The sequence below is a fragment of the Sutcliffiella horikoshii genome (assembly GCF_021991925.1).
GTDB classification, from domain to species: Bacteria; Bacillota; Bacilli; order Bacillales; family Bacillaceae_I; genus Sutcliffiella_A; species Sutcliffiella_A horikoshii_F.
On sequence record NZ_RXZI01000011.1, the window covers coordinates 32,692 to 45,493 of the forward strand.

Sequence of the window (12,802 nt, forward strand, 5' to 3'; positions counted from 1 at the left end):
ATAGATGGTAACAGTTTAGCATTGACGTTAACGTAAAGTTCAAGATAAAGATTATTTATCGGCATTCTTATTTCCATTCTTCTTGCAATATAGCGTAATAATACTCATCCCACCATTCCTCACCATTTGGAATACATTTCTTAAAAAAGCCTTCTCTTCTCATTCCAATCTTCTCCATCACTCGATAGGAGGGAACGTTCTCAGGCTGGCATGTCGCGATGATCCTATGTAAACCTAGTTGATTAAATCCATAAGCCAACACTTCCTTGGCTGCTTCGGTAGCGTACCCACTGCCTTGATAAGATGGATGAAACACCCACCCAATTTCATAGGTGTGACCTCCAAAGTATTTATGAAACACTATATGACCTATGACCCTATTACTCTCTATTTCCACAACAGCATAATTTTCAGCTTCAGCACCTTTATTTTCCATCACAAATTTTCTTGCTTTTTCTTCTGAATGAATTCCTCCGGGTATATAATTCATAACTGTTTGCTTGGATGTGTATTCATAGACTGCTTCCCAATCCTTCTCGTTAAATTCCCTTATCAATAATCTATTGGTTCTTATATTCATTGCCAGTCTCCTTAAAAACAATTTACTTGCACCCCTTTAGGTAATTTTCAACATCCATATAAATATTCCTTTACCCTTTAGGAAAAAAGCATATAAAAAAACCGAGCAGCAAAATCTTGTCGATTTACTACTCGGTTTGTGAACTGAACGTTATCAGTCTGTCTCTCGCCTATTTTTTCCGCGCACTTTAACAAATCTGTACGCAAGATAAGCAATGTATAAGGGAATGGCGATATAAATCAAATAAGGATATTGTGCATAAGTCCCTTTATACACAATAAATAAAGACGCTCCCAAAAATACCGTGACAATGGTTCCGTACTTTGGAAGTGGAACATCTTTGAAGCTTGGAATCTTAATTTTGCTGACCATCAAGAAACAGAAAGCGGTGAAAATAACAGTTGTCACGATTTGTGGAATCATATTTCCAAACAAGGTTAACAGTGCAAGGATACCTCCTGCCGCTGTAATGGGCACACCTGTGAAATATTTTCCGGAAGACTTGGTCGTGCTGATGTTAAAGCGAGCTAATCGGTAAGCACCAAATAGAGGGAACAATCCAGCGATGGCCATACCTAGGATGCCAAACTGATAAAAGTAGGTGTAATAAACAAGAAAGGACGGTGCCACACCAAACGTAACCACGTCAGCCAGGGAATCAAGCTCTTTTCCAAGTTCCCCATCCGCATTCAACATCCTTGCCAAACGGCCGTCCATGCTGTCTAGCATCATTCCGATAAGTATTAAAATGGCAGCGTTACTATATTGTCCGTTTGCGGCAAAGCCGATGGATAAGAAACCGCAAAATAAATTCCCCAGCGTGAACATGTTGGGGATGCTTTTAATGAGACGCGTCCGCATTTGCATAAATAATCATCACTCCGTCAGTAGATAAGTCATATGTAAAGGGTTCTACCCCAATAGTAAAGTAAAAAAACAAAATGGTTATCATTAGTTTGTTAGTCTTTTTTCTATCTGCCCGCTTCCAAAATAATTAAAAACCTAAACAAAGGAACACTGCTTAGGCTGACCTTTATTTAATTATACCATTCTGACATAGGGCGAGTAAAAATTATTTTGTGCAGATGATGGGTTTTGCTGTTACTGGTTGTGCACTTAAAAATATCTAGTTAAAAAGCAGTACCGCTATTTTTTATTTGAACTCGAAAGAAATATATGGTTTAATAAATCGTAACGATTACTATTATCATAAAAAGGAGAGATATTATCCATGGCTAAAAAATCAAAAGTAGCAAAAGAAAGAAAACGTCAGCAGCTTGTCGAGCAATATGCAGAGATCCGCAGAGAACTGAAAGCAAAAGGTGATATCGAAGGTCTTCGTAAATTGCCACGTGACTCTTCCCCTACGCGTCTGAAAAATCGTTGTGAAGTAACTGGCAGACCGCGTGGCTATATTCGCAAATTCAAAATGTCTCGTATCGCATTCCGTGAGTTTGCCCATAAAGGTCAGGTTCCTGGTGTGAAGAAGGCAAGTTGGTAATACAGCGTCTTTTAACACAAAATTTGCATATAGTGGTAAAAACCCGTAACAGATGATGAGGTGTTACAGATGAAGGAAAGCTTATATAGATACCTTATAAAATGCAGTGTAGCGGAGCTTCCCCCAGAAAAGCAGCTTTTCTATCACTTTGTTCAAGATGTGGAGTATGCTTATGAAGAACAAGCGGAAACCCCAGATCAATATTTTGATTTACTAGTGAAACACCACCCATACGTGCAGGCAGCAGAGCACTTCCAAATGCCTGTGGAAACCGCACGGGAACTCATGATCGAGATTGAACAGAAGATAAAAAAGGACGCCATCAACAGGATGCAACACGTATTCTGGATCGACTATACGAATCAGGTCTCAACAAGGGAACACGCTAATATGCAGTATTTCTTTATCGGGATATAACAAAAGCTCTCTCACAAGAGGTTATGTGGGAGGGCTTTTATGTATAGACAAAGTTATTTTAATCTTCAAGGCATGCAATAACTATGTTGATCGTAGTGGAAGACGCGTAGACTCCTGCGGGAGGAAGGGATATGAGAGACCCCGCAGGGCGTAGCCCGAGGAGGCTCCCGGACCGCCCGCGGAAAGCGAAGCGTCTGAAACGTAGATCAACAATTATATGTAATTTTAAAAATAAATTGGGTTTGCCAACAGTCTGAAACTCTCTCTCAAGAATTTATGTGAGAGAGCTTTTTTGAATTGTTTAAACTAACCAGTTGCATTCCGTTCCGGAAAGTGGCACCCTTAATAGGTCAGGAAATTTTTCGGAAACGTGAAGGTGATGACCATGATCGAAGTAAAAAGCTCTCCAGTCAGTGATGGGGAATTCAATAGAGGGGTATTTGCCACAGAGGATATCAAAGCGGGGACACTGTTTCATTCCGCACCGGTTATATCCTATCCAAACGAACAGCATGAACATATCGAAAAGACATTATTAGCGGACTATGCATTTGAATATGGCATTAATCATTCTGCCATCTTGCTCGGCTATGGCATGCTTTTCAATCATTCATATGAACCAAATGCAAGATATGAAATCAACTTTGATGAACATGTTTTTGACTTTTTTGCCTATAAGGACATCCAAGCTGGTGAGGAGATCCTCATCAACTATAACGGCGATGTCGATGAGATGGACCCTCTTTGGTTTAATATGGAAGAGGAAGAGGAAAATAAATAAATAAAAAGGAAAACGGCCAGAATATATCTGGTCGTTTTCTTATTGAAAAGTGTTTATATAGCTTTCCATTCATACTTAATATCAGTCAGGTTTTCTTCATTATCACTCCCTCTTCCAATACTGACAAACCCATTCTTTTCATAAAATCGTTGTGCAATTTTATTTACCTCAAATGTGTATAAAGTCAAAGTTCCATTTGATTGTTCTTTTGCTCTATCAAGTAACTTTTTGCCTATACCAGTATTTTGATATCCACTATGAATATATAGTTGATTTATTTGTGATCTATTATATGCAATCATCCCAACCACTTTTTCAGCGACAGTCGCCAGTTCAACGGTAAATTCCCTAGGTAGGATTTGATTTAGAAAGTTTACATGGCTTTCAAAGCTATGCATCTCTTTTTTACCAATAGCCCTAAATTTACTATCTCTCCACATGATGATTGTTTCTTCGGCATACTTAGGTTCATACGGGATAACAATCACTTCAAAATGTTTCAAACCTGTCCAACCTTTCGTTTATGTAGTTTAAAGTGTGTATAGTTTTTAAGTTTGTGTATTTAAAGCTCGATTCTCCGGCCCTCCTCATTGGAACGACGGGCAGCATCGTTAATCAAAGTGAGCAGGTAAGCATCTTGAGGGCTGATATCCGGCTTTTTACCTGTCCTGATTTCTGATACCCATTGAGTCATTGCAGATGGTGCGTCTTTAGGGAGCTCTTCTTCTGATGGTGAATGCCAGCCTTCTTCAAGATTTATGCTTTTGATTCGGATGTTACCATCTTCGATCATTAACGTTCCTTCCGTTCCATAAACCTCTAATTGAAACGGGCTACCGGAAGAAACAAACCCTGTTTCTAAAATACCAAGCGCACCTGATTGGTACTCAACAATTGCAACCGCATTATCATCCACCCCATGATCAAATGTCTGTTGGAAGCGGGCGGTTACCGCTTTCCCTTCTCCCCCAAGACGGTTTGTCAGATAGATGGGATGTGCACCAAGATCTATGAATGCACCGCCCCCACATAGTTCCTTATCATAAAAGTGTGATGGCAGCCAACCAACTGGATGCTGCTCAGTCGGAACGGATCCATTATGTGCGACACGGCAACGAATGGTAGTAAGCTTCCCCAATATTCCTTGGTCAACAATTTGTTGCGCGTATAGATAATAGTCAGCCGTTAAACGAGGCAGGGAAACCATCAGCTTGACCCCGTTTCTTTCAACCTCCTGGAGAATGGCCGCGGCCTCTGCTTCCGTATCTGCAAGCACCTTTTCCGTGAAAACATGCTTGCCGTGTTGCGCTGCTTTCGTGATGATTTCTGTATGCATGCTTGTCGGAGAAGCGACAATCACCGCATCAATCTCCGGATTGTTAAAGATGCTGTCTAGCTCTTCTTCAAAGGTGAGACCGAGCTCATCTGCCCAAGCCTTGCCTCGTTCTTTTTCCTCATCCCAGACGTGTGTAAGGGTAATGTGCTCGTTCTGTAACGCTTCTTCTGCATATTCCTGTGCATGGACATGCCATTTGCTAAGTAGTGCCGTTTTCATCATAAGTTGTGTCTCCTTCTTTGAATGGGGTTAAATAATCGAAGTGCCTGCTGAATGAAAATCTACAGAGTCCTATACTTTCTAACCTATAAAAAAGGACAGAGTCCATCCCTGCCCTTATCCTAGATATATAATATTACAGCTTCACCTTAATATTGATATCTTCTCCGACCTTTTCGTTGTTCTCATCCACAGGTGCCTTCATATTGATCTGCACCCATTCCACATCTTCAGCCTTTGTTTCCTCTAATAAGAAAAAGATAGCTCCTTGCTTCTTCTCCCCACTAGTGAATTTTTCATTAAGTTCAGAGGTATCTTCACTTTTTGTTGTTAAGCGGGAGTCTGGAGCATCGATTTCTTCACCAGTATTGGTTACAATGCTCGCTTGATACGCCCCGAAATTCAAGGCACCAGATGTTTTGTTTTCCACTTCAATGTCAAATTGGATATACTCTATTTCCTCTTGTCCTAAATAATCTTTGAATCCACCAGAAAGCTTCCCGCTCATCACAGATACTTTGTCCACATTGATGGAAAAGGAATCTGTTTCAATCGGCTTTAAACGATTATTTCTTGCATGGTACGTAAAACTGCCACCTTCCGTTTCTGCTGTTTCACCAAGTGGAATCAAGCTTTCCTCCTCTTCGCCCGCTTCCCTTTCTTCTGCAAAACCTTCTTCATTCGCTTCCGTAGTTTCCTTGTCATCTGCCGAGCATGCTGCCATTACCACAACCAATAATCCTATAAAAAGTAGTGATAGGTATTTTTTCATTTTGCGTTCCCCCTTGTATGACTGAGATTCTCTTTTTCTGTATAAAAATGATTATACTGCATGTTTTCGCAGAATTGCTAGTATTCCGACAATATTCTGCGTAAAAACGACCTTCCATTTTAAGGTATACCTAAAAAGAGGACCTATCATCATGATAAGTCCTCCCAAATCAATCAACCTTCCAACAACAAGTCTTCCGGATCTTCTAACAATTGCTTCACTCTTACCAAGAACTGTACCGCATCTTTTCCATCTACAATACGGTGGTCGTAAGAAAGTGCGATGTACATCATCGGTCTAACTTCCACTGTATCGTTATCATCCACCACAACTGGACGGCGTTGGATGGTGTGCATTCCAAGGATACCAACCTGTGGTGTGTTCAGGATTGGAGTGGAATAAAGAGAACCGAAGATCCCACCGTTTGTAATCGTGAACGTTCCACCTTGAAGGTCTTTTAGTCCTAAAGAGTTGTCACGAGCCTTTTTGCCAAGGTCACCGATCTCTTTTTCAATACCGGCAAAGCTTAGTTTGTCAGCGTCACGTACAACTGGTACGACAAGACCTTCTTCTGTTGATACCGCAACTCCGATGTCATAGAATTTTTTCAACAGGATCTCGTCGCCTTGAATTTCCGCATTTAGTAATGGGAAGGATTTAAGCGCACCGATTACCGCTTTGGTGAAAAAGGACATGAAACCAAGTTTTACGCCATTCTTTTTGAAGAAGGCATCCTTGCGGCGGTTACGAACGTCCATCACGGCCGTCATGTCCACTTCGTTAAACGTTGTAAGCATCGCTGCTGTGTGTTGTGCTTCCACTAGGCGCTTTGCGATCGTTTGACGTCTTCTGCTCATTTTGATGCGCTCTACGCGTGCATCATCTTGAACCGGTGCTGCGGCAGCTGGTTTAGAAGGTGCAGCTGCCGGCTTTGATGGTGCTTCAGCTTTTGGTGCATTCTTCGCCTGGCTATGTGCCTCCACATCTTCCACACGAACGCGGCCCATCGGATCACGGAAGGAAACTTCATCAAGGTCGATGCCAAGCTCTCTTGCTTTTTTACGTGCTGCCGGGGAAGCCACTGTTCTAGACTTCCCAGCTTTCTTCTCTTCTGCCGCTGGCGTTTCAGCTGGTGCTGTCTCTTTAGCAGGTTCAGCTTTAGGAGCCTCTTCCGCTTTAGGTGCTTCTTCTTTTGGTGCCGCTTCAGCAGCGGCGCTTGCGCCTTCTTCTCCAAGCTTTGCAATGACTTGTCCAACGACAACATTGTCACCTGGCTCAGCCAAAAGCTCTTGGATTACCCCGCTGAAGTCGCTTTTTATTTCTACGTTCACCTTATCTGTTTCAAGCTCTGCGATTGTTTCTCCCTTTTCAATGGCATCACCTGTTTTTACTGTCCATTCTGCTATCGTACCTTCTGTAATTGATTCTGCTAGTTCTGGCACTTTAATTTCGATCATTTGTTTTCCCCTCCATGCCCTTTGTCTACGTTAACTGTATCTTCGACGATCCAAGCTTGTTCTTGTTTATGAATATGTGGCTCCCCTGTTGCCGGACTGGAGCGCTTCGGACGCCCGATATAGTCCACTGAGATGCCGTCGGTTGCAATTTCATGAAGGTTTGCTTTGACAACCGGCCAAGCTCCCATGTTCTTCGGCTCTTCTTGAACCCATACGATTTCTTCTAGGTTAGGGAATTGTGCAGTAAGCTCTTCCACTTCCTTTTGAGGGAATGGGTATAGTTGCTCGACACGTGCGATGTGAAGCGACTCCACTTCGTCACTGCCCATTTCATCAATCTTAGCTGCAAGATCAATCGCCACTTTACCTGTGCATAAAGCAAGACGTTTCACTTGGTCTTTATTTTGCCCTGTACGCTTTTCTTCGACTAGAAGCTTGAACTTGCCCTCCGTCAACTCCGACACTTCGGAAACAGTCATCGAGTTACGCAATAAGCTCTTTGGTGTCATGACGATAAGCGGTCTTGCATCCTCTTTTGTCGTCAGCTTTGCCTGTCTTCTTAAAAGGTGGAAGTATTGCGCCGCACTTGTCACGTTCGCAACAATCCAGTTATTTTCCGCAGCAGAGTTCAAGAAACGCTCCACTCGACCACTGGAGTGCTCAGGTCCTTGTCCTTCATAACCATGTGGCAGAAGCATCACAAGACTTGATTTCTGGCCCCATTTCGCTCTTCCGGATGCGATGAACTGGTCAATGATCACTTGCGCCACGTTTACGAAATCGCCAAATTGTGCTTCCCAAATCACTAGGGATTCAGGAGATTGAACACTGTAACCATAGTCAAAACCAAGTACCGCTGTCTCAGAAAGCGGACTGTTGTATAAAGATAGAGAAGCTTTTGCTTCCGGCAGCTCGTGCAACGGAATGAAGCGCTCTCCCGTTTTGTTATCATGCAACACAAGATGACGGTGAGAGAACGTTCCGCGCTCACTGTCTTGACCTGTCAGACGGATCGGCGTGCCATCCGCTAAAATCGATGCAAAGGCAAGTGTTTCCCCAAGGGACCAATCCACTTTGTTGTCCTTTGCAAGCAGGCTTTCACGCTTTTTCAGAATACGGCCAAGCTTCGGATAAACGGTGAATGTTTCCGGGAACTTCACAAGGTTGCTGTTGATGGACTTCAACACGTCTTCCGGCACTGCCGTATCAAGCTCAGGTACCTGATCACTGATCGGCTTTGGCACCTGCTTGATTTTCACATTGCCTTCGTCCTCTTTGCGCAGCTCATCGAAAATCCCTTGCAACTTCTGCATGAATTCCGTTTTCTTGCCCGTAACATCCTCTTCCGAAAGGATGCCTCTGTTCACAAGCTCTTTTCCGTACTTTTCGGCGATTACCGGATGGTTGTTGATTTTTTCATATAAAAGTGGTTGTGTCACATTGGCATCGTCCATTTCGTTGTGACCGAAACGACGGTAACCAATAAGATCAATCACGATATCCTTCTTGAATTTCTTACGGTATTCATAAGCAAATACCATAACAGCCAAACAGCTTTCCGGATCGTCGGCATTCACATGGATAACCGGGATCTCATAACCTTTTGCAAGGTCACTTGCATATTTCGTGGAACGGGAATCACCGAAGTTTGTAGTGAATCCAAGCAAGTTATTCGCAATGATATGAATCGTCCCACCTGTAGCATAGCCTTTCAGCTTCGTCAGGTTTAACGTTTCCGCTACGACACCTTCACCAGGGAAAGCGGCATCCCCGTGTACAAGTACGCTGAAGGAGGACTGTTTATTTTGTTTCGGATAGCCTTTTTCCGAGCGATCTTCCTGGGAAGCACGTGCCACCCCTTGAACCACTGGATTCACGAATTCCAAGTGACTCGGGTTGTGTGCAAGGTTGATGCGTACCACCTGTTCCTTCTCTCCCGTAACTTTACGGTCTGCACCCATGTGGTATTTCACATCCCCGGACCAACCAAAGTTGATGCCGCGGGAACCTTCAGAAGGTACAAGCTCCTTGTTTGGAGAGTGGTGGAATTCTGAGAAAATAAGCTCGTACGGCTTGCCAAGCACATGCGCAAGTACGTTCAGACGGCCACGGTGCGCCATCCCGATGCTGATATTCTTCGTTCCATCTTCACAGCCTGACTGAATAAGCTTGTCGAACATCGGTACAAGCATGTCCAAACCTTCAATGGAAAATCGCTTCTGGCCCACGAATGTTTTATGTAAAAACTTCTCAAAGCCATCAACAGAAATCAATCTTTCGAGTAGTTCCACTCGCTGTTCTTTACTGAACGGACGCTCAATTCTAGTATTCTCAATATACGAGTTCAGCCATGTTTGTTCTTCTTCATCATGGATATGGCCGAATTCATACGCAATCGTGCCAGTATATATTCGTTTAAGATGCTCGTATGCTTCCCAAGCGTTGGAAATCGCCTCAGGTGCAGCTTCCCACACAAGGTCCACAGGAATCTGAACCAGGTCCTGCTTGCTTAACCCATACGTTTCCACATCCAAAAATCCAACATCATCCTGCGGTTCTTGGTGTAGTGGATTGATGTTCGCAGCAAGGTGTCCAAGCTCACGGATATTTCGCAAAAGTTTGTTTGCGGAGATAACCTTTTTAATCGCCGTCTGTGGCACCGCTTGTTGAATGTTTGCATCACTTTTCGATTCTTTTGCAGAAATGGAAATGGAATCCATTCCAGGCGGTGAACCCAACTCCTCAAATAGCGCACGAATAGATCCGTCTACTGATTCCGGATCTTGTTGATACTTTTCATACATGTCATACACATAACCCATATTCGGGCCATAAAAGCGCTCCCAAATTTGTTCAACTTCGACCTTACTCATTCCTACATGCCCCCATCTTAGGCTGTGACGTTTTTAAAAATGCCTCTAGATTCGTTAATATATAAAGGTTCAGGTAAAATGATCGTATTGTCTACTCGCTGTAAATCACCGTTGCAGTAACATTTACAATTCCTATACCCTTACCTATTACTTTCACACCTAAATTATACAGAAAAAACTTTCTATTTACCATAAAAACGTTTTCATATTTTGGACAAATTTTCAATTGCGTCCGAAAACACTAGTGTTTTCAGAATATTATAAAAAGAGTGCTCTACCATTTGGGGTTCAAGTGAGATTGAAAATGTTATTGTAGGTGATTCAGATTCCTTTAATGCGTTAGGGAATGTGGGTGTTGGGGGCATTACTAATCTACTATTTCAAACAAAAGGCCTGCCCGAAATTCTTAGGCAGACCCATTCATCAACTTGCTTTTTTTATCGATTTATCTTTATTTTTTTCCACTTTCCACTCTTTATCCAAGTCTTTCATGAGTCCATAACACATGATTAAGACAATAAAGGTCAAAGGCAGGGCACTGACAATGATAGCCGTCTGCAGTCCAGCAAGACCACCTGATACCATCAACACCAATGTAGCCGCCACCAGAATGATCCCCCATACAACTTTGATTTTATTCGGAGGATTCAATTTCCCACCTGTTGTCTGCATGCCCAACACAAATGTTGCAGAATCGGCAGAGGTGACAAAGAATGTCGTGATGAGTCCGACCGTCAAGACAGATAACAAAGCACCGAACGGCAACTGTTGGTACACATAGAATAGTGCCGTCTCAAGGCTTTGTCCCGATACATTCAATCCTTGCACATACTCCAGGTAAATGCCTGTACCGCCAAACACAGTGAACCATAGTGCACAAACAAGGCTCGGCACTAGTAAGACAGCAATTGTGAATTCCCTGATGGTACGCCCTTTGGAAACACGTGCAATGAACATCCCGACAAATGGCGTCCACGAAATCCACCATGCCCAATAGAAGACCGTCCATCCTTGTGTCCACGCAGCCTCTGTCTCATCAAACGGTGATAACCGCAATCCCATCAACGCCACATTTTGCACATAGCTGCCTAATGTTGTCGTAAACATATTTAATAAGAAAAGAGTTGGTCCTAAAATCAGCATCGCAAAAAACAGGACCACCGCAATAGACATATTGATATTACTTAAATATTTGATTCCTTTTGAAATTCCTGTAGTTGCTGAAATGATGAAAAGTACAGTGATGACAGCCATGATGATGAACTGTATCGTAAAATTATTGGGGATGCCGATCAAGTATTCCAATCCGGCATTAATCTGCTGTGCACCCAATCCAAGGGATGCAGCAACCCCAAATAGCGTCGCAAACACAGCAACGACATCAATCGTTTTCCCGATAGGGCCTTTCACCTTTTCACCAAGTACAGGACGCAGAGTAGCACTCATCAGTCCCGGTGCATTATGCTTAAACTTTTGATAAGCAAGCGCCATCGCGACGATTGCATAAATGGCCCAAGCATGAAGCCCCCAATGCAACCAAGTATATCTTAACCCCAAAATGGCGGACTGCTCCGTGCTCCCTTCACCAAGTGGCGGTGTGGAGAAATGAGAAATCGGTTCCGACACTCCATAAAAAAGCAACCCGATACCCATACCGGCAGAAAACAGCATCGCAAACCAAGTTGGGCGACTATATTCGGGCTTATCATCTTTCTTTCCAAGTTTGATTTTTCCGTATTTACTGAAGATCATAAAAGTGGCAAATAAGAGGAAAAACGTGGCAACCAATTGATAGAACCAACCAAATGATTCTAAAACAAAACCTTGCGCAACTTCCATCGCGCTTCCCAATCGATCAGGTATCAATACTCCAACTAAAACAAAAATAATGGCAATTCCCACAGAAATTTTAAAAACCGACCTGTCCATAAGCATCAACATCCTCTTCTAATTTTTTTATACATTCCCAACAATGCCTATTAATTAAACCACAATACTTGTAAATTAGAAAAAGCGCAGAGGGATGATAATTCAGAATATTGGGTGATATGGTGCTATATGACGCATCCATCTTAGACAGGGGGAGGATTCCTTTTGAAAGGTTGGAAATCCTCCGGTTTCCTCGTTTTACTTGTCTGAAGAAGTCTATCTTTGCGAGATTGCAAGACTGTTTTTTTGAAAGTTTGTACCAGTAAGTACGTGATTTATAGAAAAAACCGAAAAGCCTGCTGGCCTCCCGGGTCCCCAATCACACTCTATTCTCCAAATCCTTCGCTGTCTTGCTCGTTTCCACTTCCTTCTCATTTTTCAACGTCCCAAACAGCACATCGACAAAAGGCGTGGACACCCCATACCAGAAGTTTTCATTCTTAAAATGATGGAGGATGTGTGTTTTCTTGACCCATTTGCCAAATTTCGTTCGGGGCTTGATTGGACGATGTGCAATATAGTGCTTCCACTCATAGAGAAAAAGCATCGTCATCAATCCACTCGCAAAAGCTAGCGTAAGCCACCAGCTACCCACAATCATATAGAAGATAATGGCCAGCAACGATAAATTTGGCAGACTGTACCACAATGGTAAAAACAATAAATGCAAATCATTCGGATGCGTGTGATGATCATAATGCAATCTTTTTAGCATCTTTAATAGAAAAGGATTTTTCGGCGGCTTCAGATGAAAGACAAAGCGATGGGTGAGGTATTCACTAAACATGAAAACTAGCATACCCAAAGCGAATATTCCAAGCACTCCCCACGTAATCCCATTCCATAACAGCACACTAATACTCCCCAATATCAACATGACCAATACACTGATGTCTGGAAATAAAAAGAATTCCCTGTAATACCCCTTCATCTACCT

The 12,802-nt window shown here is 42.8% G+C and carries 12 protein-coding genes; 3 read left to right on the forward strand and 9 right to left on the reverse strand.

What is annotated here, in order from left to right; all coding sequences use genetic code 11:
• Positions 1–67: 67 nt before the first annotated feature.
• Positions 68–580, reverse strand: coding sequence for a GNAT family N-acetyltransferase (locus tag EKQ44_RS19630; protein WP_237665248.1), 513 nt, complete (start codon positions 578–580; stop codon positions 68–70).
• 153 nt (positions 581–733) lie between these two features.
• Positions 734–1,447 carry a CDP-diacylglycerol--serine O-phosphatidyltransferase gene (gene pssA / locus EKQ44_RS19635; protein ID WP_237665249.1) on the reverse strand — a complete coding sequence of 238 codons (714 nt, stop codon included), beginning with the start codon at positions 1,445–1,447 and terminating at the stop codon, positions 734–736.
• Between the two features lie 364 nt (positions 1,448–1,811).
• Here pssA and rpsN point away from each other — a divergent pair, with 364 nt between their 5' ends.
• From rpsN to EKQ44_RS19650, 3 genes are all read left to right on the forward strand, one after another.
• Complete coding sequence (gene rpsN / locus EKQ44_RS19640; RefSeq protein WP_010199153.1) at positions 1,812–2,081, forward strand: 30S ribosomal protein S14; 270 nt, start codon at positions 1,812–1,814, stop codon at positions 2,079–2,081.
• Between the two features lie 69 nt (positions 2,082–2,150).
• Positions 2,151–2,498 carry a hypothetical protein gene (locus EKQ44_RS19645; RefSeq protein WP_237665250.1) on the forward strand — a complete coding sequence of 116 codons (348 nt, stop codon included), beginning with the start codon at positions 2,151–2,153 and terminating at the stop codon, positions 2,496–2,498.
• Positions 2,499–2,883: 385 nt separating this feature from the next.
• Complete coding sequence (locus tag EKQ44_RS19650) at positions 2,884–3,279, forward strand: SET domain-containing protein (protein ID WP_237665251.1); 396 nt, start codon at positions 2,884–2,886, stop codon at positions 3,277–3,279.
• Between the two features lie 53 nt (positions 3,280–3,332).
• Here EKQ44_RS19650 and EKQ44_RS19655 read toward each other — a convergent pair whose 3' ends face one another.
• The 7 genes from EKQ44_RS19655 to EKQ44_RS19685 all read right to left on the reverse strand — a co-directional run bounded on the left by EKQ44_RS19655 (position 3,333) and on the right by EKQ44_RS19685 (position 12,796).
• Positions 3,333–3,719 (reverse strand): GNAT family N-acetyltransferase, encoded by a 387-nt coding sequence (locus EKQ44_RS19655; RefSeq protein ID WP_414491347.1) that lies wholly within the window; start codon positions 3,717–3,719, stop codon positions 3,333–3,335.
• Between the two features lie 122 nt (positions 3,720–3,841).
• The gene (locus tag EKQ44_RS19660) at positions 3,842–4,837 is read right to left on the reverse strand and encodes a Gfo/Idh/MocA family protein (protein ID WP_237665253.1); all 996 of its coding nucleotides are present in this window, start codon (positions 4,835–4,837) and stop codon (positions 3,842–3,844) included.
• Positions 4,838–4,970: 133 nt separating this feature from the next.
• Positions 4,971–5,606 carry a hypothetical protein gene (locus EKQ44_RS19665; RefSeq protein WP_237665254.1) on the reverse strand — a complete coding sequence of 212 codons (636 nt, stop codon included), beginning with the start codon at positions 5,604–5,606 and terminating at the stop codon, positions 4,971–4,973.
• A 173-nt stretch (positions 5,607–5,779) separates the two neighbouring features.
• Positions 5,780–7,063 (reverse strand): 2-oxoglutarate dehydrogenase complex dihydrolipoyllysine-residue succinyltransferase, encoded by a 1,284-nt coding sequence (odhB, locus tag EKQ44_RS19670; protein WP_237665255.1) that lies wholly within the window; start codon positions 7,061–7,063, stop codon positions 5,780–5,782.
• The gene (locus EKQ44_RS19675; protein ID WP_237665256.1) at positions 7,060–9,936 is read right to left on the reverse strand and encodes a 2-oxoglutarate dehydrogenase E1 component; all 2,877 of its coding nucleotides are present in this window, start codon (positions 9,934–9,936) and stop codon (positions 7,060–7,062) included. The genes odhB and EKQ44_RS19675 overlap by 4 nt, the downstream gene beginning before the upstream one ends.
• A gap of 423 nt (positions 9,937–10,359) precedes the next feature.
• The gene (locus tag EKQ44_RS19680) at positions 10,360–11,865 is read right to left on the reverse strand and encodes a glycine betaine uptake BCCT transporter (RefSeq protein ID WP_237665257.1); all 1,506 of its coding nucleotides are present in this window, start codon (positions 11,863–11,865) and stop codon (positions 10,360–10,362) included.
• 319 nt (positions 11,866–12,184) lie between these two features.
• Positions 12,185–12,796, reverse strand: a complete 612-nt coding sequence (locus tag EKQ44_RS19685) for a sterol desaturase family protein (RefSeq protein ID WP_237665258.1) — start codon at positions 12,794–12,796, stop codon at positions 12,185–12,187.
• Positions 12,797–12,802: the final 6 nt, after the last annotated feature.